Below are 24,137 nucleotides of genomic sequence, written 5' to 3'. Positions count from 1 at the left end.
CAGACCACCATACCGATATGGTCAAAGAGCTTACATATCCTGATGGATTCGAAGGGATTATTGCCCGCTGGGAAGAGCGCCGCGATCCACTGACTGCGCGCGAGGGCGAAGGTTTGCCACAGCTGGATTGCGATCTGGATGCTTTGGCGACAGGCACGATGCCTGATCCGCCGGAGCCCTTAATCAAGCCAGCGTCAAGCTATGCCTTCAAGGCCCATGCACTGGCAACCGAGCTCGCCGGAGCCTCTCGCCTTGCACATCTGAACGCGCTGCTCATCGCGCACCTGCGCCGCCGTGCATGGCCCGATCATGCCCCCGCCCTTTTCTGTCGTATCTGGGAGGAGCACGCAGCAACCCTGTTGCAAGAGCTAAATGCCAGATGGTTGGTGTCGTCTCTTCAGACCTTCGCCGACCATGGCCAAACAGAGACGCAACGACGTGTTGGTGCCAGCCTTGGCCTGCTTTTTTCGATGATGAAGCTCTACGAATTCGAGCGCACCTTCAGCGGCACTCCGCCCGAAGAGCCCTATCGTTTGGGCAAACGCGCCAAAGTCCCCCTGCCCATGGAAATGGACGACTTCTCGCTCAAATCCGGCGGTCTGGACTACAACACCCTCGCTCCGCTGTGGCGCGACGCGAGCTCTGATCCAGTCATCGCCCCATTGGCACATCACTTGCTGGATATGTTGAACCGCGATCCCGGCACGCTCTTTCACCGCATCCAAACCATGAGAGAGCGCATCGCGCGCCGAGAGGAGCGCGGCGCATGACACGTTGGGGGATTGTGGCGACCGTCAAAGCCACCGCCAAAGAGATCATCAGCTTTGTCGCTTACCATCTGGAACTCGGCGTCGACGAACTGCACCTTTATCTGGACGCCCCCTGCCCCCGCGCAGAGGCTGCGCTCGCGGACCACCCCCGCGTTAAACTCATCCAGACTGACGACAAATACTGGCGGATGCGCCGCCCGCGCGAGGAACATCAGCGTCCGCCGATGCACCAGGCTCGCCAATTCGCGAATGCCAAATGGTCTTATATGCACAACAACGTCGACTGGCTGATCCACATCGACGTGGATGAATTCCTTTGGGCCGAACAGGACGTACGAAGCCAGTTGGATGCGCTCCCTCAGGATGCACTCTGCGCCCGCATCCGCCCGCTCGAAGCGCTCTCGACCGACGGGCAAGACATCACTGACGGCCTGACGCCCTTCAAATCCGCCGCGCTTGAATGGGATCAAAGGCGCAAAGAAACCCGCGAGATTTACCCAACCTATGGCGAATTTCTGAACGGCGGCTTCCTGTCCCACTTGGCGGGAAAGATGGCCGTGCGGACCCACCAGCCTGACATGATGGTCCGCATCCACAACGTGATCCAGAACGGCACACAGAATCCAGGCGAAGCGGAATTGCCGGATCTGACCCTCTGTCACCTGCATGCCCACACGTGGGACCAATGGCGCAAATCGCTGACCTATCGCCGCCGCAAAGGGTCTTATCGCGCAGAACTCGCCCCCCCTGTTGCCCCGCCCGGCACGAAACCTGATCCCGACGCCCCAAACCTGAATCGCCTATTCGAAGAAATCGAAGCTGGCGCCGGCGAAGACGGACTCAAGGAATTCTATACCGAGGTGTGCCTCGCCACGCCGGATTTACGCGCGCGGTTGGACCGCTTTGGCCGATTAAAGATGCGAAATCTGGACCTACAGGGCGCCCGAGAGCGCCAATTCGGCCCCCAATGGGCGTAAAATGCCTGTCTGATTGACCGCAAACGCTTTTTCCGCTATGCCGCCCTCGGAAACAGCCCTCACCGGAGGGCGTTTGGCGCAAATCGCGCCTCCTGAAACCGCTACGGGCCGAGACGCGTCCGTAAACCACGGATACACATGACGAAATTTTCTGACCTGTCGCTCGACCCGAAAGTCCTGAAAGCTATTGAAGAAGCCGGCTACGAAACGCCGACCCCGATTCAGGCCGGAGCGATTCCGCCCGCTCTCGAAGGGCGCGACGTTCTTGGGATCGCCCAAACAGGCACAGGCAAGACCGCCAGCTTCACGCTGCCGATGATCACCTTGCTTGGCAAGGGCCGCGCACGTGCACGCATGCCCCGTTCCTTGGTTCTGGCGCCAACCCGCGAACTGGCGGCACAGGTGGCCGAGAACTTCGACACCTACACCAAGCACATGAAGCTGACCAAAGCTCTGCTGATTGGTGGCGTATCGTTTAAGGAACAAGAAGCCCTGATCGACAAGGGCGTCGACGTTCTGATCGCGACCCCCGGCCGTCTGCTCGACCATTTCGAGCGTGGCAAGCTGCTGTTGACCGGCGTGCAAATCATGGTGGTGGACGAAGCTGACCGTATGCTCGACATGGGTTTCATCCCCGACATCGAACGCATTTTCAGCCTGACGCCTTTCACCCGCCAGACCCTGTTCTTCTCGGCGACGATGGCGCCCGAAATCGAACGGATCACCAACACCTTCCTCTCGGCCCCTGCCAAGGTTGAGGTGGCCCGTCAGGCCACTGCGTCCGAGCGGATTGCGCAGAACGTCTGCATCTTTGAAGGGGCCAAGCGCGACCGTTCCGGCACCCGCAAACGCGCCCTGCTGCGCAAACTGATCGATGCCGAAGGCGAAAGCGTCGACAATGCCGTGATCTTCTGCAACCGCAAGTCGGACGTGGATATCGTTTCGAAATCGCTCAAAAAGTATGGTTACGACGCCGCGCCGATCCACGGTGATCTGGACCAGTCGCAACGGAACCGTACGCTGGATGATTTCCGCGAAGGCAAGATCAAATTCCTTGTAGCCTCTGACGTGGCTGCGCGCGGTCTCGACGTTCCAAGCGTGACCCATGTGTTCAATTTTGACGTTCCGACCCACGCAGAGGACTATGTCCACCGCATCGGCCGGACTGGCCGCGCAGGCCGTGATGGCAAAGCTGTCATGATCAGCGAGCCCCGCGACGACAAGAACTTGGCTGCAATCGAAGCGCTGCTGCAAAAAGAAATTCCCCGTCTGGAAAACCCGCTCGCGGACGAACCAGAAGAGCAAACCAAAGAGCCGCGCAACAGCCGCTCCAAGTCGCGCTCGGATGATCGTCCCAAGGCAGCGGCAGAGGCCGCACCCGAAGAGCAGCCCAAGCGCAACCCGCGCAGCAGCAAGTCGCGCAAGCGTGGCGGCAGCCCTGCCGATCAAGTGGCCGAGAGCAACAGAGGCCGCGGCGTGATCGTTGGCATGGGCGACCACATGCCGAGCTTCATCGCCATGAGCTTTGACGAACGCCGCGCAGCCGGCCTCTGATCAAGCCACCAAAGTGAAACGCAGAAAGCGCCCCCGTCTCGGGAGGCGCTTTTTTCTTGTCCGTGTCTCTGACACGAAGCTCATGAAAAAGGCCGCCAGAGGCGACCTTTTCTAATCTTATGCGAGGCGGCTGATGACCACGGTGACTTCGGGCTTCTTGCCAATCTCATCCAGAGCGGACTTGCGGGCGGCTCGGCGCAACGCCTCTTCTAATGCGTCATCGTCAACCAAGGTTTTGTTCCCTGCCCGTCCGATGGCTTGCGAAAGGTCTTCTTCCAGAACGTCCACAAGCGGCGCGCCGCTGCGACCCATCTGCGGCAAACCCTTGACTTCGCACCAAGGTTCGCCAAGAGGTTCATCCTCTTCGTCCATGATCACCGTCACAGTGACATGTCCGTTCAACGCCATGCGGATACGATCACGAACGATCCCGTCCATCGCGCCAATCTGAACCGAGCCGTCCAAGTAAGTGCGGCCAGTGTCGATGTATTCAGCAACCTTGGGCGCGTCGCCAGTGAGGTCGAGCATCATGCCATTGACCGCGACGATACCTTGCAGGCCACGCTCGGCGGCGACCTTCACATGCTCTCGCAGGTGGCGGTGCTCACCGTGCATCGGAACCAGCATCTGGGGTTTCACCAGATCATGCATGGTCACCAGATCGGGGCGGTTCGCATGGCCTGACACGTGATAAAGACCTCCGGCGTCGTCCACGATGTCCACACCCATTTCTGAGAACTGGTTCATGATGCGGATCACGCCGCGCTCATTGCCCGGAATGACTTTGGACGAGAAGAGGAAGGTATCGCCCTCTTTCATAGTCAGGCCCAGATACTTGCCCTGCGCCAGTTGCGCGGTCGCGGCGCGGCGTTCGCCCTGCGATCCGGTCACGATCAGCATCAGGTTCTCGCGCGGAATGCTGTTGGCATCCTCGGCGCTTACGGTCTTGGGGAAGTCCGTCAGGATACCGGTTTGCACGCCCGTTTCGACCATGCGGCGCATGGCGCGCCCCAGCAAACAAATCGAACGCCCCGCAGCCTGCCCCGCTGTCGCAAGCGACTGGAGACGCGCGATGTTCGACGCAAAAGTGGTCGCAACGACCATGCCTTTCTGCGCCGCAATCAACTCTTCGAGGTTCGGCTTCAAGGTTGCTTCGGAACGGCCAGGATTGTCACTGAACACGTTGGTGCTGTCACACATCAGCGCCTTGACGCCAGACGAACCGATTTCGGCCCACATCTGATGATCAAAGGGTTCGCCGATGACCGGTGTGGTGTCGATCTTGAAGTCACCCGAATGCACGATCCGGCCCGCGGGAGTGTCAATCACCAGCCCCGAGCTTTCGGGGATCGAGTGTGAAATCGGGGCAAAGCTGACCTTGAACGGGCCAATCTCGGTCGTTTCGGGATAGGCGGACACGGTGCGAACCGCACCTTCGTGCACGCCGTATTCCGCCAGCTTGTGACGTGCAATCGCCGCAGTAAATGCACGCGCATAGATCGGCGCGCCGAGGCGGCTGTACAGGTGGCCCACGGCGCCCACGTGGTCTTCGTGCGCGTGAGTGATAAAGATCGCGTCCAGCTGGTTCTTGCGTTCTTCGAGCCACTGGATGTCGGGCATGATCAGGTCGACACCGGGGGTGCTGTCCATGTCCGGAAAGGTCACACCCAGGTCAACGAGGATCAGGCGCTCGTTGTCCTTGGGGCCGTAGCCATACACATAGGCGTTCATCCCGATCTCCCCCGCGCCACCGAGGGGAAGATAGATCAGTCTCTCACTGCTCAAGCGTTTTATCCTTGTTGTAGTCATGGATGACGGTCAAGCCGTGCATCGTCAGAAATTCGTCAAACACGTCAAATAGGGTATCACCCTGCTGGAACAAGGGTGCAAGCCCACCCGTGGCAATTACTTTCATCGGGCGTGCTCTTTCTGCCTTGATCCGGCTGGTTATGCCGCTCACCAGACCAATATAGCCCCAAAACACGCCGGATTGCATACACGCTACTGTGTTCGTTCCAATAACACGATCCGGCTTGCTGACATCCACATGGGGCAGTGCTGCGGCGGCTTGGTGCAGGGCTTCAAGGCTCAGGTTCACGCCGGGCGCAATCACACCGCCGATATAGGCACCATCACTGTCAACAACGTCGAAAGTCGTCGCCGTCCCGAAATCCACCACGATCAGATCGCCGCCGTAGCGGTCATAGCCCGCAACCGTATTTACCAGACGGTCGGGACCGACTTGGGTGCCGGCGTCCACGCGAGCTTCAACCGGCAACTCACATCCCGGCTTACCGACAACCAGCGGGCGGGTGTTGAAATACCGGTCTGCAAAGACACGCAAGTTGAAAACAACGCGCGGCACAGTGGTCGAGATAATCACATCGGTGATGTCAGCCTCGATCCCACGATGCTTCATGAGTGTGGTCAGCCAGACATAGTACTGGTCGGCGGTGCGTTGGTGTTCGGTGGCAGTGCGCCATGTGGCGATGAATTCGCTACCGTCCCAGATCGAAAACACGGTGTTTGTGTTTCCGCAGTCAATCGCAAGGAGCATACGCTGGTCCTCTTAGAAAAAGACGTCGGCAGCGGGGATCGCTTCGCGCCCCTGTGCGGTCCTTAGAACCAAGTTGCCGTGTTCGTCCAAAGTCTCGAATGTGCCGACTCGCTCGGTATTGCCGGTGCGGGCGGAAATGACTTCGCCAAGCTTCGCCGCGCGGGCCAGCCACGCTTGGCGGATGGGCTCGAAGCCATAGGTCTGAAATTGGGTCTCATAGGCGGCATAGGCTATGGCCAGCGCCTCAAGGAATTCTTCAGGGGTTACGTGCGCGCCGGTCTCTGACATCAGAGACACAGGACGGATAGCGCGTTCCTCAAGTTGTGCGGGATCGGGCGCGGCAATCAAGTTCACACCGATACCCACCGCCAAGTAACTCACGCCGTGAAAGACCCCCAACGACTCGAGCAAGATACCAGCGACTTTGCCGCCATTCAGCAGCACATCATTGGGCCATTTCAGCGAGAATGCCTCGGGCCGACCGCTGACCGTCACGAAAGCCTCGTGCAGCGCCAGTGCCGCAACAAAGGACCGCAGGGCCGTCAGATGCGGGGCCTCAGTCGGACGCAGCAGCAGGGTCGCTGCGAAATTTCCAGGAGGATTGGCCCACACCCTGCCCCGCCGACCGCGTCCGGCGGTCTGTTCTAGCGCAAGGATCCATGTGGGTTGGGTCGTTTCGGGCGCAATGCGCGCCGCTTCGGCGTTGGTGCTGTCTACTGTGGACAGCACCCGCCTTGCGTATTCAACGGGCCAGCCGCTCATGCACTCTGGCCCGCGATCATTAGTTGACCAGCGACGCGGCTGCTGCCGCTGCTGCACCGTCGATGCCAAACATGTTCAGCAGGACAGCGGCGATCATCACAACAGCCGAACCAACCAGCAGACCCGACAGAATGGGGTTGCGGGGGGCGTCCAGCTCTTCGGCTTCTTCGCCAAAGTACATGAAGAACACGATGCGCAGGTAGTAGTAGGCACCGATCACCGATGCGACCACACCGGCCACGGCCAGCCAAGCCAGCCCACCTTCGTAAGCAGCACGCAGCACGTAAAGCTTACCGAAGAAGCCGAGCATCGGAGGCACGCCGGCCAAGCTGAACATCAGCACGAGCAACGAGAACGCTCGGCCCGGTGCATAGCTGGACAGGTTGCTGAGCGACTTGATGTCGGTCACGGGGGTGCCATTGCGTTCCATCGACAGGATGAAGGCAAAGGTGCCAACGTTCATGGTGACGTAGATCGCCATGTAGACCAGCATCGATTCAACACCCAGCGCGGTGCCCGACGCCAGTCCCATCAGAGCATAGCCCATATGAGCGATCGACGAGTAGGCCATCAGACGCTTGATGTTGCTCTGACCGATCGCAGCGATCGAGCCAAGGAACATCGACAGAACCGCGAGGAACGCGATGACCTGCTGCCAGTCGCCTACAGCACCGCCAAAGGCATCGTGCATAACGCGCGCGAACAGACCCATCGCAGCCATCTTGGGCGCGGTCGCGAAGAACGCGGTGACGGGGGTCGGCGAACCTTCGTAGACGTCGGGGGTCCACATGTGGAACGGAACTGCCGACACCTTGAAAGCCAGACCCGAGGTGATGAACACCAGACCGAACAGTACGCCGAGCGACAGGTGATCGCCCTGCACCGCCTGAATGATGCCCGAGAACGATGTCGTGCCAGAGAAGCCATAGGTCAGCGATGCACCGTAGAGCAGCAGACCGGAGCTAAGCGCGCCGAGGACAAAGTACTTCATACCCGCTTCGGTCGACTTTGCGCTGTCGCGGCGCAGCGATGCCACAACGTACAGCGCCAGCGATTGCAGCTCGAGACCCATGTAAAGCGCAATCAGGTCGCCAGCAGAGACCATCACCATCATGCCCACCGCAGAGAGCGACACGAGGATCGGGTATTCGAAGCGCAGGATATCCCGACGCTTCATGTATTCCTGGCTCATGACCAGAACGATGGCCGCTGAGATCAGGATCACGACTTTGGAGAAACGGGCAAAGCCGTCATTGATGAAAGTGCCGTCGAACGCGATCTGGGTGGTTGCGTCCCCCAGACCGATCCACGCGGCCAGCACCAGCATCACGGCGCTGGTCAGCCAGACCAGTGCGGATGCCATTTTGTCCTTGCCGGTGTAGACGGCAGCGAGCAGTGCAGCCAGAGCGAACAGCGACAAGAGGATTTCGGGCAGAAGGATTGCTAGGTCAGCCTGCATCGGGCCACCCTCCTCAGTGTTGGGCCACTTGGCCGGCGGTTTCGTGGGAAACCGCTGCCAGTGCCGTGTCGTAGTTGTCGATCAGAGCCGAAACGCTCGGCCCGATGATGTCTGTGATCAGTGCGGGGTACACACCCAGCAAGATCGTCATGATGATCAGCGGCGCGAAAATGGCTCGCTCGCGGGTCGACATGTCGGTGATCGCCTTCAGGCTTTCCTTGATCAGCGCACCCATGACAACGCGGCGATACAGCCACAGCGCATAAGCCGCCGAGAAGATCACGCCCGATGCCGCAACTGCCGCAACCCAGGTGTTCTCTTGGAAAATGCCCATCAGGACCAGGAATTCACCAATAAAGCCCGAAGTGCCCGGCAGACCCACGTTCGCCATGGTGAACAGCATGAACACCAGCGCGTATTTGGGCATACGGTTTACCAGACCACCGTAAGCGTCGATCTCGCGGGTGTGCATACGGTCGTAGATCACACCAACGCAGAGGAAGAGAGCGCCCGAGATGAAGCCGTGCGACAGCATCTGGAAGATCGCGCCGTCGATACCCTGCTGGTTCGCAGCAAAGATACCCATGGTCACATAGCCCATGTGCGCGACGGACGAATAAGCGATCAGCTTCTTCATGTCTTCCTGCACCAGCGCAACCAGCGAGGTGTAGACGATCGCGATGGCGGACATCCAGAACACCACAGGCGTCAGGATTTCAGCACCAACGGGGAACATCGGCAGGCTGAAGCGCAGGAAGCCGTAGCCGCCCATCTTCAGCAGGATTGCCGCCAGCACAACCGAGCCAGCAGTCGGCGCTTGAACGTGTGCGTCGGGCAGCCATGTGTGGACGGGCCACATCGGCATCTTCACCGCAAAGGACGCGAAGAAGGCGATGAACATCAAAGTCTGCATGCCGCCGATGATCTGGAAGCCAAAGAGGTTCAGCGTTTCCGAGGCAAAGGTGTGGTTCAGCAGGGTCGGAATGTCGGTGGTACCCGCGTCGGTATACATCGCAACCATCGCCACCAGCATCAGCACCGAGCCGAAAAAGGTGTAGAGGAAGAACTTGAACGATGCGTAGATGCGGTTCGCGCCACCCCAAATCCCGATGATCAGGAACATAGGGATCAGCGAGGCTTCGAAGAACAGGTAGAACAGAACCAAGTCCAGCGAAACGAACACGCCGATCATCAGGGTTTCCAGCGCAAGGAACGCAATCATGTATTCCTTGACGCGCTTGGAGACGTCCCAGCTGCAGGCAATAACCAGCGGCATGATAAAAGTGGTCAGCAGCACAAATAGAACCGAGATCCCGTCCACGCCCACTTTGTATTTCAGGCCCAAGAGCCAGTCCCGCTCTTCGACATACTGGAAGCCAGTGTTCGCAGGGTCGAATTCGGCCAGAATGAAGAGCGAGATCAGGAAAGTGACAGCGGTGGCGACGAGCGCGAGCCATTTGGCGTTGCGCTGCGCAGCCTCGTCATTGCCCCTGAGGAAGACGGCGAGAACAATTGCCGCCACCAGAGGCAAGAAGGTTACGATTGAGAGTAGGTTTCCCATTAGTTCGCTCCCCCGGTGAGCGTCATCCAGGTGATTAGTACGGCGATACCCAGCACCATGGCGAAGGCATAGCCGAAGATGTAGCCAGACTGCGCACGGCCAGCGAGGCGGGTGAAGAAGGGAATGATACCCATCGCCAGACCATTGATGGCCCCGTCGATGACCGTCCCGTCACCCTTCTTCCAGAAGAAGCGGCCGATGGCTTTGGCAGGCTGAACGAAGATGAAATCGTAGATTTCGTCGAAGTACCATTTGTTCAGCAAGAACTGGTAGAGCGGGCGCTGGTTTGCAGCCAAACGGCCAGGTAGCGACGGGTTGATCAGGTAGAACCAGATCGCCATCAGCAGACCACCGAGCATTGCGACAAAGGGGCTAACCTTGACCCAGGCCGGAACAGCGTGCGCGTCATCCAGCACCGTGTTGTCTGCACCGATGTAGATCGCGCCCTCGCCCGGTTGACCGGTGAATGCATAGTGATGCTCGCCCTCAGCCGCGTCGCCATGATGTTCTTCGGCTTCGGCGGCGTGATCATCCGCAGCGTGGGTTTCGTCCGTGTGGCCATCCATCTCGTGCTCACCCTCGGCAGCATGTGCCGAAGCCTCTGCGACGGGGATGCCAAAGAACTTACCAACCTGATCGGCATGGCCGAAGAAGCTGTTGTACCAGAGCATACCAGCAAAGACCGCACCAAGGCTCAGGACGCCGAGCGGCACCAGCATGACCATGGGGCTCTCGTGAGCGTGGTCGTGGGTGTGCTTATCGCCGCGAGGCTTGCCGTAAAAGGTCAGGAACATCAGACGCCAGCTGTAGAACGAGGTGAACGCAGCAGCGATGACCAGCATCCAGAAGGCATACATGTTGCCGCCTGCGAATGCGCTTTCGATGATTGCGTCTTTGGACAGGAAGCCAGCGAAACCGATGTGGGTCAGCGGGATACCAACGCCGGTGATCGCCAACGTACCGATCATCATCGCGTAGAAGGTCATGGGGATCTTCTTACGCAGACCACCGTAGTTCATCATGTCCTGCTCGTGGTGCATCGCGTGGATGACCGAGCCGGCGCCAAGGAACAGCATCGCTTTGAAGAAGGCGTGTGTGAACAGGTGGAACATCGCCGGACCGTAGGCGCCTACACCAGCGGCAACGAACATGTAGCCGAGCTGCGAACAGGTCGAGTACGCAATCACGCGCTTGATGTCGGTTTGAACCAGACCGATGGTCGCCGCAAAGAACGCGGTTGTGCCACCAAGGAAAGTGATGAAAGTGGTCGCGTTGGGCGCGAATTCCATGATCGGCGACATACGGCAGACCAGGAAAACACCCGCGGTAACCATGGTTGCCGCGTGGATCAGGGCCGACACGGGGGTCGGGCCTTCCATCGCGTCAGGCAGCCAAGTGTGCAGCAGCAACTGAGCCGACTTACCCATCGCGCCGATGAACAGCAGGAAAGCAATGATCTCGGCCGCGTTCCAGTCCTGCCAGAGGAAGGTGATCGTGGTCTGCGAGATGGTCTCGGCGTTAGCGAAGATGTCGTTAAAGTTGATGCTATCGGTCAGCATGAACAGAGCGAAGATGCCCAGTGCGAAACCAAAGTCACCGACACGGTTCACAACGAACGCTTTCATCGCTGCCGCGTTCGCCGAAGGCTTGCGGAAGTAGAAACCGATCAGCAAGTACGAGGCCAGACCTACGCCTTCCCAGCCAAAGAACATCTGAACGAGGTTCGAGGCGGTGACGAGCATCAGCATCGCAAAGGTGAACAAGGACAGGTACGCAAAGAAGCGCGCCTTGTAATGCTCGTGATGGAAGTTCTCGTCATGCGCCATGTAGCCAAGGCTATAAAGGTGCACGAGCGACGAGACGCTGGTGATCACGATCAGCATGATCGCGGTCAGGCGGTCCAGACGGATGGCCCAAGATGTATCGAGCGAGCCGGACTGGATCCAGCGCAGCACATTGATGGTCTCGGTGGTGCCATCGAAGCTAAGAAATACGATCCACGACAGGAGTGCGGTAAAGAACAGCATGCCCGTTGCGAAATAACAGGCGATCTGCTCGCCGATGATGCGCCAGCCGAAGCCGGCGACAATCGCCCCCACTAGCGGGGCAAAGAGAATGATGGTTTCCATTGGCCCCTTAGCCTTTCATCACGTTGACGTCTTCCACGGCGATGGTGCCGCGGTTCCGGAAGAAGCAGACCAGAATGGCCAGACCAATCGCGGCCTCGGCTGCAGCAACCGTGAGGATGAAGAGTGTGAAGACCTGTCCGACGAGATCGCCCAAGTGGCTGGAGAAAGCCACCATGTTGATGTTCACGGCCAGCAGCATCAGTTCGATCGACATCAGCAGAATGATGACGTTCTTCCGGTTGAGGAAGAGGCCGAAGATGCCAATGACGAACAGCGTCGCCGCGACCACCAGGTAATGTTCCAAACCAATCATGTCGTCCCTCGGGTCTTGTCCTTGGTGGTGCCCGCCGTTCGTTGCGGCGGACGTTTCAGTTCTTGGGTCGGGCGCCGGCCTCAGCCGACGCGCCGTCTATTTCTAAACCAGCGCAAACCAATCCATGTTGCGCCCGCTTTCAAAGCCCACATCGCTGCTACACCAACCACGCCAAACCGTGGCCCAAAAGCGCTCGAGCAGCAGCGCAAGCTCGTGCATCTATCAGAGCCCTTGGCCGGGCTTCACGTCCTTCAGTTCCATCGCCTTTGCAGGGTCGCGGTACATCTGGGCCAGAACGTTCTGGCGCTTGACGTCCGGACGGTGGCGCAGAGTCAGCACAATCGCACCGATCATCGCGACCAGCAGGATCAGACCCGCAAGTTGGAACAGCAGGAAGTATTTGTCGTAGATCAGCCCACCCAGCTGAGCGGTGTTCTGAACATCCGCAGCAACAGGTGCAGCGCGCAGACCTTCGGCCAGTTCGCTGCTGTCCCATGCGCCGAACGCCATCGCGAATTGCATCATCAGGATCACAGCAATCAAAAGCGCGACCGGCAGATACTTGGCCATGCCGGCCTTCAGCTCTGCAAAGTCAACGTCCAGCATCATGACCACAAAGAGGAAGAGCACAGCGACCGCGCCCACATAAACGATGACCAACAGCATCGCCACAAATTCAGCGCCCATCAGTACAAACAGACCCGCCGACGAAATGAACGCCAGAATGAGCCAGAGCACCGAGTGAACAGGGTTGCGTCCAAGCACGGTCATCAGACCGCCGATCACGGTGCTTAGCGCGAAGAGGTAGAAGGAAAGTTCAGCTACGCTCATTTCGGTTCGTCCTTTGTCTCTGCCATGACCTCTTGGGCGATGGACGCCGCTTTGGACATGGCGGGAATACCCGCGAACATCGCCATCTGGCCAATAGCCTCGGCGATCTCCTGTTTGGTTGCGCCTGCCTCGAGCGCGTGGCGCACGGTCAGACGAATTTGGGGTTCGGCCACTGCGCCCTGACAGGTCAGACCTGCCAGCGTCAAAAGCAGCCGCGTCTTGCTGTCCAGACCTTCGGGATTCATGGTCTTGCCAAAAGCAAGTTCCATCATATCCCGCGGGACCGTCGGCCACATTGCCTCGAAGTCTTTGGGCGAGAAGTTCTCAAGCGCGGGGTTGATGGCCTTCGCCATTTCCAGCGATTGAGCCATCATCTGCTCGAAGATGTTCTTGGCGTCGGTCATCGGTAAGGTGCATCCAGCTCGAGGTTACGGGCGATCTCTGCTTCCCAGCGTGCACCGTTCTCAAGGAGCTTTTCCTTGTTGTAGAACAATTCCTCGCGGGTTTCGGTCGCAAATTCGAAGTTCGGGCCCTCGACAATGGCGTCCACCGGGCAGGCTTCCTGACAGAAACCGCAGTAGATGCACTTGGTCATGTCGATGTCGTAGCGCGTGGTGCGGCGGCTGCCGTCGTCACGGGGCTCGGCGTCGATGGTGATGGCCTGAGCGGGGCAGATCGCTTCGCAGAGTTTGCAGGCGATGCAGCGCTCTTCGCCGTTGGGATAGCGGCGCAGGGCGTGTTCGCCACGGAAACGAGGCGACAGCGGGCCCTTTTCGTGCGGATAGTTCACGGTCGGCTTGGGCGCGAAGAAATACTTCATGCCAAGCTTGAAGCCTTTGAAGAAGTCCGCGAGCAGGAAGTACTTGGCCGCGCGGGTATAGTCGATCTCAGCCATTAGCTCTCTCCGTGAGTTCCGGTCATCGCTGCCCACCGGAAGATGGCAGCGGCGAGTTCCGATTGCTGGGGGAGCGGATGTCCATCCGCATCCTCAGCCGGAAGGTTGCAATCTGTGACAATGAAATCGGCGAGCGAGATCATGTCTTTGTATTTCGCGTCCAGAATGGCGCCGCGCAGGTCCATCTTAGCCCCCTACCGTCCAGCGAGCATATGCGCCCCAGAACAGTTCGAACTTGGCAAAGAAGGAGACGATCACGACCCAACCCAGCGACAGCGGCAGGAATACTTTCCAACCTAGGCGCATCAGCTGGTCATAGCGGTAACGCGGAGTGATCGCTTTGACCATTGCGAACAGGAAGAAGAAGAACGCCATCTTCGCAACCATCCACAGAACGCCATCGGGCAGACCGGGGATCGGCGACAGCCAGCCACCAAAGAACAGCAGCGAGGTCAACGCACACATCAGGAAGATCGCGATGTATTCACCGGCCATGAACAGCAGGAACGGGGTCGAGCTGTATTCCACCTGATAGCCAGCAACCAGTTCGGATTCCGCTTCGGGAAGGTCGAACGGGGGACGGTTGGTTTCGGCCAGCGCCGAGATGAAGAACAAGAAGACCATCGGCAGGTGCGGCAGCCAGTACCAGCTGAAGAAACCAAAGCGTCCATCCTGAGCAGCAACGATGTCACCGAAGTTCATCGAACCGGTCGAGATGATCACACCGATGATGATCAGACCGATCGAAACCTCATAAGAGATCATCTGCGCCGCCGAGCGCAGCGAGCCAAGGAACGGGTACTTTGAGTTCGACGCCCAACCGCCCATAATCACGCCATAAACTTCGAGCGAGCTAACGGCGAAGACGTAAAGGATCGCGACGTTGATGTCCGAAACGACCCAGCCATCTGCGAACGGGATCACCGCCCAAGCAATCACCGCCAGAACAAAGCTGGTCAGCGGGGCCATCATAAAGACGACCTTGTCCGAGCCCGCCGGGATGACGATCTCTTTGGTGACGTATTTCAGCGCGTCAGCCACCGACTGCAGCAAGCCAAAGACGCCCACCACGTTGGGGCCACGACGCATCTGGACCGCAGCCCAGATTTTACGGTCGCCGTAAACGAGAAAGAGCAGCGAAACCATCACGAACCCCAGCACGGCAAGGCACTGAGCTAGGATGATGACGAAGACGCCCAAGGGGGTGGTGAAAAAGTCAGCCATAGGTCCTCACACCGTCGGTATTCCGTTTTCTGCGCAGTTCTGCACGGTGACTTCGGCGTCAATCGTGCTAAGGCCGCGCGGCAGCGCCGGCGAGATGGTGTAAACCGCATCTGCTCGCCAAAGGCTACCCTGATTATCTACATTCGTCCGCACATGGCGGGCAAAACCGTATCCGCGGATCAACGCATATTGCGCGGCCGCACACTCTGCATAGGCTTCCAGATCCTCCGCGCCCCGTGCGCCCTTCATTTCGACGAGGAAATTCACCAAGTCGCCCTCGAGCAATGCGGTGCGAACACCGCTGTACTCGGGGGTAAAGGGCACAGGTTCAGCCGCATCGGTCGAGGCACAGGCCGCGACCGAAAGGGCCATCAGGCCGCAGGATATGGCAACCGAGCCGCGCATTACTCGGCGGCGATCTTCTGGTCGCGGCGCGCTTTGGCATTGGCCGACAGTTCGGCCATCAGTGCGCTTGCGCGGGCAATCGGGTTGGTCAGGTAGTGATCCTTGACCGCGTTAACGAAGCTTGCTTCGCCCTTGCCCAGAGGTTTGTCCTCGAGGCTCGGCGCTTCGTTTTCGATCACCTGATCCACCATCGCGAGGTGCGCGACATCACCGACCAGCGCTTGACGCAGCTGGATCAGTGTGTCCCACGGCTGGGTGGCGTCCAGATGTGCGGACAGCGCACGCAGGATGGCCCAGTTTTCTTTGGCATCACCCGGAGGGAAGGCAGCGCGCAGCGCCAGTTGCGGACGACCTTCGGTGTTCACGAACAGGCCCTGCTCTTCGACATAGGCTGCGCTCGGCAGAATGATGTCCGCGCGGTGCGCCCCGCGGTCGCCGTGGCTGCCCTGATAGATCACGGTCGCGCCCGCGTCGATTTCGACTTCGTCCGCGCCAAGGTTGTAGATCACATCCGCACCTTCCAAGGCCGCCTTCAGGCCGCCCTCGGTCACTGCGTTGACGTCCATCGCACCTACGCGCGATGCAGCGGTGTGCAGAACCAGAACCTTAGCGCCCGACGCTGCGGCCATCTTGAAGACAGTCGCCAGAACCGCTTCGCCGTCCAGCTCGTTCAGAGCGCCCTGCCCCACGATGATCACGCCACCGTTGACAGACGCACCGGCCAGAGCTGCGCGGTCGGTGCCGAGATGGGTGTAGTCATAGGTCAGGTCGACACCTTCGCCGATGACCGACACGTTCGCGCCGCGCAGCCATGCCTTGCGGATGCGTGCGTTCAGAACCGGGGCTTCGGCGCGGGGGTTGGTGCCAACCAGCAGGATCTCTGCCGCGTCATCCAGATCCTCGATTGCTACAGTACCAGCGTAGGCGCCGCGAACGCCTGCGGGCAGCTTCGCGCCATCGGTGCGGCATTCAACGTTGCCACCCAGACCTTCGATCAATTGCTTCAGAGCGTAAGCAGCTTCGACGGGAACCAGATCACCGATCAGACCAGCGACCTTCTTGCCCTTCATCGCTGCGGCCGCAGCGCTCAGCGCTTCTTCCCACGATGCGGGGCGCAGCTTGCCGTTCTCACGGACGTAGGGGCGATCCAGACGCTGGCGGCGCAGGCCGTCCCAGACGAAACGCGATTTATCCGACAGCCACTCTTCGTTCACACCATCGTTGTTGCGCGGGATAATGCGCATAACTTCGCGACCTTTGGTGTCAACGCGGATGTTCGACCCCAGAGCGTCCATCACGTCGATGGTTTCGGTCTTGGTCAGTTCCCACGGACGCGCGGTAAACGCGTAGGGCTTCGAGGTCAGCGCGCCAACGGGGCACAGGTCGATGATGTTGCCCTGCAGCTCGCTGTCCAGCGTCTCGTTCAGGTAGCTGGTGATCTCTGCATCTTCGCCGCGACCGGTCTGGCCCATCTGGGTGATGCCGGCGACTTCGGTGGTGAAGCGAACGCAGCGGGTGCAGCTGATGCAGCGGGTCATCGCGGTTCCGACAAGCGGACCGAGGTTCAGATTGTCCACGGCGCGTTTGGGCTCGCGGTAGCGCGAGAAGTCCACCCCATAGGCCATCGCCTGATCCTGAAGGTCACACTCGCCGCCCTGATCGCAGATCGGGCAATCCAGCGGGTGGTTGATCAGCAGGAATTCCATCACGCCTTCGCGGGCCTTTTTGACCATGGGCGAGTTGGTTTTCACGACGGGCGGCTGGCCTTCGGGGCCAGGGCGCAGGTCGCGGACCTGCATTGCACAGCTTGCTGCGGGCTTCGGCGGACCGCCAACAACCTCAACAAGGCACATGCGGCAGTTGCCCGCGATGGTCAGGCGCTCGTGATAGCAGAAGCGCGGAATTTCGACCCCGGCCTCTTCACAGGCCTGAATCAAGGTCATGGCGGGATCGACCTCGATCTCTTTGTCGTCAATGATGATCTTGCGAAGTTCCGTCATCTTCTCACCTGCTTTCCAGAACAGCGCCCACGGGGCTGCCCTTCGTCATCTCTTCGGTCCCGAACGCGCAAAGGTCCTTGGCCTTTTGCGGGTCGAAGCCACGTTCCTTGATCTGGGCCACAGCGGCCTCTTCGATCTCTGCGTTGAAGGCAGCGTCCTGCAGAGGCGCTGCTTCTTCGACGGTATAATTTTCCGCTTCGATATGCGCGGTCACATCCAGCTGCAAGGCCAGAAGCCCCTCTGTCGAAACAGAAATCTTTTTACAGCCCTGCGCGACCTTCGCCGCCAGAACCGAAGTTGTTACGAACCCGCGAACACTCTCGTCCGCTGTGATGTCCCGCGCCTGAGCGGCCAGGGGCATCAGAACGGCGGCGGAGATCAGGATCAGCTTGCGCATTCTCAATTCTCCCTCAGAAGTTGGCCGATTGGCGAGTTTGCGGCGATCTCGGCACGGCCGAGGGCACACAGGGTCTTGGCGTCCTTGGGCTGCGCGTTGTGGGCGCGAATGTAGTCCGCCGCCAAACCAGCCACACGCTTCTTCTCGGACTTATCGGTGACGAAATCTTCGATCTCGTCTTCCGAATATCCCATTGCCTTGGCCTGATCTTCAAGCTGACCGATATAGCGCCACGCCACAACGAGACGGGCCGAGATATCGTCACAGTTCACACGGATATGGTCCGCGATCGCAACAGCGGTCAGCCCATCATTGATCGGCTTCACATCGCTAAGCGGGACTTTGGCCTGCGCCGTCCCTGCCGCGAAAAGCGTTGCTATGAGGATTGCTGCTCTCACGCGGCGCACTCCCCAGAGAAGGTCACGACTTCGCCGTCAATCGGCAACTGGTCGTCCGGGGTCTCCGGACCCACGGTCCAGATGATGTCCGACGTTCCAAAGTAGTGGATGCAGTGTCGGGTCGCTTCGAATTCCGCCGCAGCCTTTGCGCCTTCTAGGCCATCAGACACGCGCTTGGTAGGGATGACCATCACAGCACGGTCGGACCGAGCTGACTTGACCTTTGCGCGGTGGTTCGAGCCCGCATATTCATAAGGATCCTTGCCGCAAGCCGACAGAGCCAGCGCCGAGATCAGAAGAGTTGCTGTCAGACCACGCATACCAATCACTCCGCAGCAATGGCGCCGCAGCGCCCTGCCTTGTATAGTTTCGCCTGTTCGAGCCACGCCCAATCAAACGCAAAGTCACTGGAGCCGTGCTCGCGCAAATGCGCCAGCTTTTCGAGGCCTTCTTCGAGTGTCGGCTGGTGTCCTTCGGGCACCCACCACATCACGAAATACATCTCGCCAAGAACTTCGAACCACTCGGTCCGACGCTCGTAAAACTGGCGGTGCACGGTGTTCCAGACAAAGTTTTCCAGCGTCTCTACATTTTCCCAAACCGTCAGGTTACTGACGTGCAGGGGATCGCCGCCGATCTTGGCTTCGGTATTGCCGGTGCCGGGCTCACCCGACCCTTCCATCATCCAGACAAAGCCGGGCATCCGCTTGCCAAGGCCATTGATGCGGTCAATCGCACCAATGAACTCGGCCACGCGCGGATCGTCGGTCGGCGCAACAAGGCGCCCGACGTTCAGCTCTGCCAGATGGTGGTTGAGGGGCTGCTGCACTGGGTCTTACTCCGCCGCAACCGCTGCACTGATTTTGCCAGCCTTCTGAGCCTTGATACGATCCTCGATCTCCTCGCGGAAGTTGCGGATCAGACCCTGGATCGGCCATGCAGCCGCGTCACCCAGAGCACAGATTGTGTGGCCTTCGACCTGCTTGGTCACTTGGAACAGCATGTCGATTTCTTCGAGCTCGGCTTCGCCGCGAACCAGACGGTCCATGACGCGCATCATCCAGCCCGTGCCTTCGCGGCAAGGGGTACACTGGCCACAGCTCTCGTGCTTGTAGAACTTCGACAGGCGCCAGATCGCTTTGACGATGTCGGTCTGCTTGTCCATGACGATGACCGCTGCAGTGCCGAGGCCCGAGCCCAATTCGCCCCGCAGATAGTCAAAGTCCATGACCGCATCGCGCATCTTTTCGCCGCGCACACAAGGCACGGACGAACCGCCGGGAATAACCGCCAGCAGGTTGTCCCAGCCGCCACGGATGCCGCCGCAATGCTTTTCGATCAATTCTTCGAACGAGATCGACATCGCTTCTTCGACGACGCAGGGGTTGTTGACGTGACCAGAAATCGCGAACAGCTTGGTGCCCGCGTTGTTGGGACGGCCAAAGCCAGCGAACCACTCGGGGCCACGACGCAGAATGGTCGGCACAACTGCGATCGATTCAACGTTGTTCACGGTGGTCGGGCACCCATAGAGACCGGCCATCGCGGGGAACGGCGGCTTCATGCGGGGCATGCCCTTTTTGCCTTCGAGGCTTTCGATCAGAGCCGTCTCTTCGCCGCAGATGTATGCGCCCGCGCCGTGGTGCAGGTAGAGGTCGAAGTCGTAGCCCGACTTCGCTGCATTCTTGCCCAGAAGCCCCGCGTCGTAGCATTCGTCGATCGCCGCCTGCAGCGCCTCGCGCTCGCGGATGTATTCGCCGCGGATGTAGATGTAGCAGGTGTTGGCGTTCATGGCGAACGACGCAATCAGCGCACCCTCGATCAGGGTATGCGGATCGTGACGCATGATTTCGCGGTCTTTACAGGTTCCGGGCTCGGATTCGTCCGCGTTGATAACCAGATAGGCAGGGCGGCCGTCGCTCTGCTTGGGCATGAACGACCACTTCAGACCGGTGGGAAAGCCCGCACCGCCGCGACCGCGCAGGCCGGATGCCTTCATGCGCTCGATAATCTCGTCGCGACCCAGCGCGATCAAATCAGCAGTTTTGTCCCAATGGCCGCGCTTTATTGCGCCCTTCAGGCTACGGTCTTGCATCCCGTAGATGTTGGTAAAGATGCGGTCCTGATCCTTCAGCATGAGAGATCACCTTTCATTGTCGTGACGGTTGGTACGCCAGATCCGGAATGCCACGACGATGGCCCAGACAAAGGCCGCCAACGCAGCGAAATCAAACAAGAAGACGTATCGCACCGGCAATCCCAAACGGGGACCAAGCCACTGCGCCGCCATCCAAACCAGCATGGTGCCGGCAACAACCAAGGCCAGGGTCCGGCCCTGACGGGCGGTATGTTGGTCTTGATGGCTGCTCATGCGCCCATCTACTCCTTGCTCGGGGGCCCTACCCCCACACCTGTGCCGCAGACAGTCCTGCGACGCGACTTACCCCTCTGCGCCGGTCCCCTGCTCCGCGCCTTCGCGGAACGTGGAGCCAACCGGCGAGACGGGTGACATTTCAGATCCCAGCACAACCGACTGGGAGACATTGGACAACTCAGCAACGCCGACGCCCAACTCCTCGGGGCAAAGCATCCACATCAGGTAGAGCCCCGCGCTCAGGAACATGATGCCAGACCATGCGAGCGACACGATGACCGAGAATTCCGCCATCCCCAGGGACATACCGAACACAATCACAGCCAACACACCCGCAATGCCCCAGCATGCGGCGGTATGGTCCATCTTGTCGGTTTCGGTGGTCATTGCGAAGGCTGTGTCCCGGTCAGTCGATTAGTTGTCGTAAATGCCGTCTTTCTTGGCACGTGCGGCGAACTCGGTTTCCTCGCCTGAGGCGAGTTGCTTGGCCTGAGAGACCCACTCGTCACGGCTCGCGCGGCCTTTGAACCCTTCGAGGTTCTGATCGACCCATGCCAGTTCCTTGTCGGTCCAGGCAGCGATCTGGTCAAAGTGGTAGAAGCCCATGCCATTCAGCATTTCTTCGAGCTTGGGACCGACACCTTTGATCAGTTTCAGATCGTCGGCTTGACCGTCACGTGCCGCGTCCAAAGTCGCGGGCTTGTCTGCCTCGGCTGCAACAGGCTCGTCTTTGCTCTCTGTGGCGACCGGCTTGGTGGTGTCGGTCTCGGGCTTGGCCGCACTATCATCTGCGACCGGTTTCGTCGCAGGGGCTTCGGCTGCTGCTTCGCGCTGGGTCTGCGGTCCACCGGCCTGACGCGAGCCGTGATCGGCCGCCTTGTCGAGCCAAGGCGCCGAGAACGGAACTTCGGTCCCGTCGATGCGCTTCAGAGTGTCGCCGATGTCGTGCGCCAGCTGAACCGAGCCGTTGTACTCGTGCTCGCGGTCACCTTCGGTCAGCGCGGTCAGACCGCCCTTGGGTTCCGACGTGTAGCGGCCATTCGCGGGACCGGGCAGCGGAACCTCGCCTTTGGCCATATCGTCAATCATCTTTTCCAGACCCGCAGGGGTCAGGTCTTCGTAGTAGTCTTTGCCGATCTGGGCCATGGGCGCGTTGGTGCAGGCACCAAGGCACTCGACCTCTTCCCAGCTGAACTTGCCGTCTTCGGACACCTGATGCGCTTTGGCTGCGATCTTCTTTTTGCAGACCGACACCAGATCTTCTGCGCCCATGATCATGCAGCTTGTGGTGCCGCAAATCTGGAAGTGTGCAACAGAACCAACGGGTTGCAGCTGAAACATAAAGTAGAAGGTCGCAACCTCAAGCGCGCGGATGTAGGCCATCCCCAGCATCTCGGCAACGTGTTCGATCGCGGGACGGCTCAGCCAGCCTTCTTGCTCCTGAGCACGCCACAGCAGAGGGATAATGGCACTGGCCGCACGGCCGTCGGGATACTTCTGGATCTGCGCTTCGGCCCACTTCTGGTTGTCAGGCGTGAACGCAAAGCTCTCGGGTTGTTCAGGATGCAGACGGCGAAGCATATCTTTACGGTCCTTACGGGTCTTGCGGCGCGCCAGCGCTGGGGCCGCGATGTAGCAGTATGTCGCCCGCCCCGTCGGGGCAGGCGCGAAATTAGGTCAGCGGTCGATTTCGCCGAAAACGACGTCCATGGTTCCGATGATCGCCGCAACGTCAGCCAGCTGGTGGCCGCGGGTCAGGTGATCCATCGCCTGCAGGTGCAGGTACCCCGGCGCGCGCAGCTTGGCGCGGTAGGGTTTGTTGGAACCGTCGGACTTGATGTAGACGCCAAACTCGCCTTTGGGCGCTTCGACAGCCGCGTAAACCTCACCTTCGGGCACGTGGAAGCCTTCGGTGTAGAGTTTGAAGTGGTGGATCAGAGCCTCCATCGAGGTCTTCATCTCGCCACGCTTCGGCGGAGTCATCTTGCCACGTGCCAACACGTCGCCTTGGTTTTCCGGCATCCGCAGTTTTTCAACGGCTTGCAGGATGATGCGGATCGACTGGCGCATCTCTTCCATACGGACGAGATAGCGGTCGTAGCAGTCGCCGTTTTTGCCAACAGGGATCTGGAAGTCGAATTCGTCGTAGCACTCATAGGGCTGCGCGCGGCGCAAGTCCCAAGCCAGACCTGTGCCACGGACCATCACGCCCGAGAAACCCCATTCCTGGATGTCTTCTTCGGTCACAACGCCGATGTCGGCGTTACGCTGTTTGAAGATACGGTTCTCGGTCAGCAGGCCGTCGAGATCCTCCATAAACTGGGGGAATTCGTTCTTGGCCCAATCCTCGATGTCGTCGATCAGCGCGGGCGGCAGATCCTGGTGAACACCACCGGGGCGGAAGTACGCAGCGTGCAGACGGGCACCACAGGCGCGCTCGTAGAAGATCATGAGCTTTTCACGCTCTTCAAAGCCCCACAGCGGCGGAGTCAGCGCGCCAACGTCCATCGCCTGCGTGGTAACATTCAAGAGGTGGTTCAGAATGCGGCCGATTTCCGAGAACAGAACGCGGATCAGGCTCGCACGGCGAGGCACCACGGTGCCGGTCAGCTTTTCGATCGCCAGACACCAAGCGTGTTCCTGGTTCATGGGCGCCACGTAGTCGAGGCGGTCCAGATACGGCAGGTTCTGCAGGTAGGTGCGGCTTTCCATCAGCTTTTCGGTGCCACGGTGCAGCAGGCCGATGTGCGGGTCAACACGCTCCACAATCTCGCCATCCAATTCCAGAACCAGACGCAGAACGCCGTGCGCCGCAGGGTGCTGCGGGCCGAAGTTCAGGTTGAAATTGCGGATCTTCTGTTCGCCGGTCAGGGCGTCGTCGAATTTTGCGCCATCCATCATGTCACAAGCCTTCCCTTAACCGTTCGCCTTGGACTTCTCGTCGCCGGGCAGGATGTATTCGGCACCCTCCCAAGGAGACATAAAGTCGAACTGGCGGTATTCCTGAACCAGTTTCACCGGTTCATAGACGACACGCTTCTGCTCTTCGTCGTAGCGGACTTCGGTGTAACCGGTGGTCGGGAAGTCCTTGCGCAGCGGGTGGCCACGGAAACCGTAGTCCGTCAGCAGGCGGCGCAGGTCGGGGTGACCCGAGAACAGGATCCCGAACATGTCGAAAACTTCGCGCTCGAACCAGTTCGCGCTGGGGTGAACCGGCGTGATCGAAGGCACAACGTCCTCTTCACGGGTCGCAACGCGCACACGAATACGGTGGTTCTGGTACATCGACAGGAAGTGGTAGACCACGTCGAAGCGCTTGGCGCGCTCGGGGTAGTCCACAGCCGTGATGTCGACCAGCGAGTTGAATTTGCAGGTCGCGTCGGTCTTCAGCCAATCGACGAAAGCGACGATGTTAGACAGCGCCACATCAACGTTCAGCTCACCGTAAGCGACATCCCAACCGATGACACAGTCAGGACGCTGCATTTCGATGTGTGCACCAAGTTCTTTCAAAGCGTCGGACATGGGGCC

The 24,137-nt window shown here is 59.6% G+C and carries 27 protein-coding genes; 3 read left to right on the top strand and 24 right to left on the bottom strand.

Annotated features, from left to right (window positions below; translation table 11 throughout):
- Positions 1-17 precede the first annotated feature (17 nt).
- The 3 genes from N4A58_RS03920 to N4A58_RS03910 all read left to right on the top strand — a co-directional run bounded on the left by N4A58_RS03920 (position 18) and on the right by N4A58_RS03910 (position 3,301).
- Positions 18-770 (top strand): hypothetical protein, encoded by a 753-nt coding sequence (locus N4A58_RS03920; protein ID WP_293708034.1) that lies wholly within the window; start codon positions 18-20, stop codon positions 768-770.
- On the top strand, positions 767-1,747 hold the full coding sequence (locus tag N4A58_RS03915) for a glycosyltransferase family 2 protein (RefSeq protein ID WP_293708033.1): 981 nt from the start codon (positions 767-769) through the stop codon (positions 1,745-1,747). The genes N4A58_RS03920 and N4A58_RS03915 overlap by 4 nt, the downstream gene beginning before the upstream one ends.
- 138 nt (positions 1,748-1,885) lie before the next feature.
- The gene (locus N4A58_RS03910) at positions 1,886-3,301 is read left to right on the top strand and encodes a DEAD/DEAH box helicase (RefSeq protein WP_293708032.1); all 1,416 of its coding nucleotides are present in this window, start codon (positions 1,886-1,888) and stop codon (positions 3,299-3,301) included.
- A 117-nt stretch (positions 3,302-3,418) separates the two neighbouring features.
- Here the strand turns inward: N4A58_RS03910 and N4A58_RS03905 are convergent, their stop codons facing one another.
- The 24 genes from N4A58_RS03905 to N4A58_RS03790 all read right to left on the bottom strand — a co-directional run bounded on the left by N4A58_RS03905 (position 3,419) and on the right by N4A58_RS03790 (position 24,131).
- Complete coding sequence (locus N4A58_RS03905; protein ID WP_293708031.1) at positions 3,419-5,086, bottom strand: ribonuclease J; 1,668 nt, start codon at positions 5,084-5,086, stop codon at positions 3,419-3,421.
- The gene (locus N4A58_RS03900; protein WP_293708030.1) at positions 5,076-5,858 is read right to left on the bottom strand and encodes a type III pantothenate kinase; all 783 of its coding nucleotides are present in this window, start codon (positions 5,856-5,858) and stop codon (positions 5,076-5,078) included. Before N4A58_RS03900 ends, N4A58_RS03905 begins: the two co-directional genes overlap by 11 nt.
- A 12-nt stretch (positions 5,859-5,870) precedes the next feature.
- Complete coding sequence (locus N4A58_RS03895; RefSeq protein WP_293708029.1) at positions 5,871-6,620, bottom strand: biotin--[acetyl-CoA-carboxylase] ligase; 750 nt, start codon at positions 6,618-6,620, stop codon at positions 5,871-5,873.
- A gap of 19 nt (positions 6,621-6,639) precedes the next feature.
- The gene (gene nuoN, locus N4A58_RS03890; RefSeq protein WP_293708028.1) at positions 6,640-8,079 is read right to left on the bottom strand and encodes an NADH-quinone oxidoreductase subunit NuoN; all 1,440 of its coding nucleotides are present in this window, start codon (positions 8,077-8,079) and stop codon (positions 6,640-6,642) included.
- A 13-nt stretch (positions 8,080-8,092) separates the two neighbouring features.
- Positions 8,093-9,640 (bottom strand): NADH-quinone oxidoreductase subunit M, encoded by a 1,548-nt coding sequence (locus tag N4A58_RS03885; protein WP_072706105.1) that lies wholly within the window; start codon positions 9,638-9,640, stop codon positions 8,093-8,095.
- Complete coding sequence (gene nuoL, locus N4A58_RS03880) at positions 9,640-11,769, bottom strand: NADH-quinone oxidoreductase subunit L (RefSeq protein ID WP_293708027.1); 2,130 nt, start codon at positions 11,767-11,769, stop codon at positions 9,640-9,642. The genes N4A58_RS03885 and nuoL overlap by 1 nt, the downstream gene beginning before the upstream one ends.
- A 7-nt stretch (positions 11,770-11,776) precedes the next feature.
- Positions 11,777-12,082 carry an NADH-quinone oxidoreductase subunit NuoK gene (nuoK, locus tag N4A58_RS03875; RefSeq protein ID WP_072706103.1) on the bottom strand — a complete coding sequence of 102 codons (306 nt, stop codon included), beginning with the start codon at positions 12,080-12,082 and terminating at the stop codon, positions 11,777-11,779.
- Positions 12,083-12,304: 222 nt separating this feature from the next.
- On the bottom strand, positions 12,305-12,913 hold the full coding sequence (locus N4A58_RS03870; protein ID WP_072706102.1) for an NADH-quinone oxidoreductase subunit J: 609 nt from the start codon (positions 12,911-12,913) through the stop codon (positions 12,305-12,307).
- Positions 12,910-13,317 (bottom strand): carboxymuconolactone decarboxylase family protein, encoded by a 408-nt coding sequence (locus N4A58_RS03865; RefSeq protein WP_072706101.1) that lies wholly within the window; start codon positions 13,315-13,317, stop codon positions 12,910-12,912. Before N4A58_RS03865 ends, N4A58_RS03870 begins: the two co-directional genes overlap by 4 nt.
- Complete coding sequence (nuoI, locus tag N4A58_RS03860; RefSeq protein WP_293708026.1) at positions 13,314-13,808, bottom strand: NADH-quinone oxidoreductase subunit NuoI; 495 nt, start codon at positions 13,806-13,808, stop codon at positions 13,314-13,316. Before nuoI ends, N4A58_RS03865 begins: the two co-directional genes overlap by 4 nt.
- Positions 13,808-13,993 carry a hypothetical protein gene (locus tag N4A58_RS03855; RefSeq protein ID WP_293708025.1) on the bottom strand — a complete coding sequence of 62 codons (186 nt, stop codon included), beginning with the start codon at positions 13,991-13,993 and terminating at the stop codon, positions 13,808-13,810. Before N4A58_RS03855 ends, nuoI begins: the two co-directional genes overlap by 1 nt.
- 1 nt (position 13,994) lies before the next feature.
- Positions 13,995-15,032: an NADH-quinone oxidoreductase subunit NuoH gene (nuoH, locus tag N4A58_RS03850; protein ID WP_293708023.1), complete on the bottom strand. Its 1,038-nt coding sequence runs from the start codon at positions 15,030-15,032 to the stop codon at positions 13,995-13,997.
- Between the two features lie 6 nt (positions 15,033-15,038).
- Positions 15,039-15,404: a hypothetical protein gene (locus N4A58_RS03845; protein WP_293708184.1), complete on the bottom strand. Its 366-nt coding sequence runs from the start codon at positions 15,402-15,404 to the stop codon at positions 15,039-15,041.
- Between the two features lie 32 nt (positions 15,405-15,436).
- The gene (gene nuoG, locus N4A58_RS03840) at positions 15,437-17,437 is read right to left on the bottom strand and encodes an NADH-quinone oxidoreductase subunit NuoG (protein WP_293708021.1); all 2,001 of its coding nucleotides are present in this window, start codon (positions 17,435-17,437) and stop codon (positions 15,437-15,439) included.
- Between the two features lie 4 nt (positions 17,438-17,441).
- Positions 17,442-17,834, bottom strand: coding sequence for a DUF5333 family protein (locus N4A58_RS03835; protein WP_293708019.1), 393 nt, complete (start codon positions 17,832-17,834; stop codon positions 17,442-17,444).
- A 2-nt stretch (positions 17,835-17,836) separates the two neighbouring features.
- Positions 17,837-18,232 (bottom strand): DUF5333 domain-containing protein, encoded by a 396-nt coding sequence (locus N4A58_RS03830; RefSeq protein ID WP_293708017.1) that lies wholly within the window; start codon positions 18,230-18,232, stop codon positions 17,837-17,839.
- The gene (locus tag N4A58_RS03825; protein ID WP_293708015.1) at positions 18,229-18,552 is read right to left on the bottom strand and encodes a hypothetical protein; all 324 of its coding nucleotides are present in this window, start codon (positions 18,550-18,552) and stop codon (positions 18,229-18,231) included. Before N4A58_RS03825 ends, N4A58_RS03830 begins: the two co-directional genes overlap by 4 nt.
- 5 nt (positions 18,553-18,557) lie before the next feature.
- Positions 18,558-19,061 carry a DUF3291 domain-containing protein gene (locus N4A58_RS03820; RefSeq protein ID WP_293708013.1) on the bottom strand — a complete coding sequence of 168 codons (504 nt, stop codon included), beginning with the start codon at positions 19,059-19,061 and terminating at the stop codon, positions 18,558-18,560.
- A 6-nt stretch (positions 19,062-19,067) separates the two neighbouring features.
- A complete protein-coding gene (nuoF, locus tag N4A58_RS03815; protein ID WP_293708011.1) occupies positions 19,068-20,369 on the bottom strand; it encodes an NADH-quinone oxidoreductase subunit NuoF in 1,302 nt (433 codons plus the stop codon).
- 6 nt (positions 20,370-20,375) lie between these two features.
- Positions 20,376-20,603, bottom strand: a complete 228-nt coding sequence (locus tag N4A58_RS03810; protein ID WP_072706090.1) for a DUF5337 domain-containing protein — start codon at positions 20,601-20,603, stop codon at positions 20,376-20,378.
- A gap of 69 nt (positions 20,604-20,672) precedes the next feature.
- The gene (locus N4A58_RS03805) at positions 20,673-20,993 is read right to left on the bottom strand and encodes a hypothetical protein (protein ID WP_293708007.1); all 321 of its coding nucleotides are present in this window, start codon (positions 20,991-20,993) and stop codon (positions 20,673-20,675) included.
- Positions 20,994-21,020: 27 nt separating this feature from the next.
- Positions 21,021-22,187, bottom strand: a complete 1,167-nt coding sequence (locus N4A58_RS03800; RefSeq protein ID WP_293708005.1) for an NADH-quinone oxidoreductase subunit E — start codon at positions 22,185-22,187, stop codon at positions 21,021-21,023.
- Positions 22,188-22,283: 96 nt separating this feature from the next.
- Positions 22,284-23,504 carry an NADH-quinone oxidoreductase subunit D gene (locus tag N4A58_RS03795; RefSeq protein WP_293708183.1) on the bottom strand — a complete coding sequence of 407 codons (1,221 nt, stop codon included), beginning with the start codon at positions 23,502-23,504 and terminating at the stop codon, positions 22,284-22,286.
- A gap of 18 nt (positions 23,505-23,522) precedes the next feature.
- Entirely contained in the window at positions 23,523-24,131 is a 609-nt protein-coding gene (locus tag N4A58_RS03790) for an NADH-quinone oxidoreductase subunit C (RefSeq protein WP_072706086.1), read from the bottom strand.
- Positions 24,132-24,137: the final 6 nt, after the last annotated feature.

Source organism: Donghicola sp. (assembly GCF_025210255.1).
In the GTDB taxonomy this organism is placed as follows: domain Bacteria; phylum Pseudomonadota; class Alphaproteobacteria; order Rhodobacterales; family Rhodobacteraceae; genus Donghicola; species Donghicola eburneus.
Note: the sequence above shows the minus strand (reverse complement) of the source record. Positions and strands in the feature narration are given on the sequence as shown.

Bases quoted from the DNA above. Each gene is read 5' to 3' on its own strand.
- N4A58_RS03920 (WP_293708034.1), top strand. From the start codon at position 18: ATGGTCAAAGAGCTTACATATCCTGATGGATTCGAAGGGATTATTGCC.
- N4A58_RS03915 (WP_293708033.1), top strand. From the start codon at position 767: ATGACACGTTGGGGGATTGTGGCGACCGTCAAAGCCACCGCCAAAGAG.
- N4A58_RS03910 (WP_293708032.1), top strand. From the start codon at position 1,886: ATGACGAAATTTTCTGACCTGTCGCTCGACCCGAAAGTCCTGAAAGCT.
- N4A58_RS03900 (WP_293708030.1), bottom strand. From the start codon at position 5,858: ATGCTCCTTGCGATTGACTGCGGAAACACAAACACCGTGTTTTCGATC.
- N4A58_RS03895 (WP_293708029.1), bottom strand. From the start codon at position 6,620: ATGAGCGGCTGGCCCGTTGAATACGCAAGGCGGGTGCTGTCCACAGTA.
- nuoN (WP_293708028.1), bottom strand. From the start codon at position 8,079: ATGCAGGCTGACCTAGCAATCCTTCTGCCCGAAATCCTCTTGTCGCTG.
- N4A58_RS03885 (WP_072706105.1), bottom strand. From the start codon at position 9,640: ATGGGAAACCTACTCTCAATCGTAACCTTCTTGCCTCTGGTGGCGGCA.
- nuoL (WP_293708027.1), bottom strand. From the start codon at position 11,769: ATGGAAACCATCATTCTCTTTGCCCCGCTAGTGGGGGCGATTGTCGCC.
- nuoK (WP_072706103.1), bottom strand. From the start codon at position 12,082: ATGATTGGTTTGGAACATTACCTGGTGGTCGCGGCGACGCTGTTCGTC.
- N4A58_RS03870 (WP_072706102.1), bottom strand. From the start codon at position 12,913: ATGAGCGTAGCTGAACTTTCCTTCTACCTCTTCGCGCTAAGCACCGTG.
- N4A58_RS03865 (WP_072706101.1), bottom strand. From the start codon at position 13,317: ATGACCGACGCCAAGAACATCTTCGAGCAGATGATGGCTCAATCGCTG.
- nuoI (WP_293708026.1), bottom strand. From the start codon at position 13,808: ATGGCTGAGATCGACTATACCCGCGCGGCCAAGTACTTCCTGCTCGCG.
- N4A58_RS03855 (WP_293708025.1), bottom strand. From the start codon at position 13,993: ATGGACCTGCGCGGCGCCATTCTGGACGCGAAATACAAAGACATGATC.
- nuoH (WP_293708023.1), bottom strand. From the start codon at position 15,032: ATGGCTGACTTTTTCACCACCCCCTTGGGCGTCTTCGTCATCATCCTA.
- N4A58_RS03845 (WP_293708184.1), bottom strand. From the start codon at position 15,404: ATGGCCCTTTCGGTCGCGGCCTGTGCCTCGACCGATGCGGCTGAACCT.
- nuoG (WP_293708021.1), bottom strand. From the start codon at position 17,437: ATGACGGAACTTCGCAAGATCATCATTGACGACAAAGAGATCGAGGTC.
- N4A58_RS03835 (WP_293708019.1), bottom strand. From the start codon at position 17,834: ATGCGCAAGCTGATCCTGATCTCCGCCGCCGTTCTGATGCCCCTGGCC.
- N4A58_RS03825 (WP_293708015.1), bottom strand. From the start codon at position 18,552: ATGCGTGGTCTGACAGCAACTCTTCTGATCTCGGCGCTGGCTCTGTCG.
- nuoF (WP_293708011.1), bottom strand. From the start codon at position 20,369: ATGCTGAAGGATCAGGACCGCATCTTTACCAACATCTACGGGATGCAA.
- N4A58_RS03810 (WP_072706090.1), bottom strand. From the start codon at position 20,603: ATGAGCAGCCATCAAGACCAACATACCGCCCGTCAGGGCCGGACCCTG.
- N4A58_RS03805 (WP_293708007.1), bottom strand. From the start codon at position 20,993: ATGACCACCGAAACCGACAAGATGGACCATACCGCCGCATGCTGGGGC.
- N4A58_RS03800 (WP_293708005.1), bottom strand. From the start codon at position 22,187: ATGCTTCGCCGTCTGCATCCTGAACAACCCGAGAGCTTTGCGTTCACG.
- N4A58_RS03795 (WP_293708183.1), bottom strand. From the start codon at position 23,504: ATGGATGGCGCAAAATTCGACGACGCCCTGACCGGCGAACAGAAGATC.
- N4A58_RS03790 (WP_072706086.1), bottom strand. From the start codon at position 24,131: ATGTCCGACGCTTTGAAAGAACTTGGTGCACACATCGAAATGCAGCGT.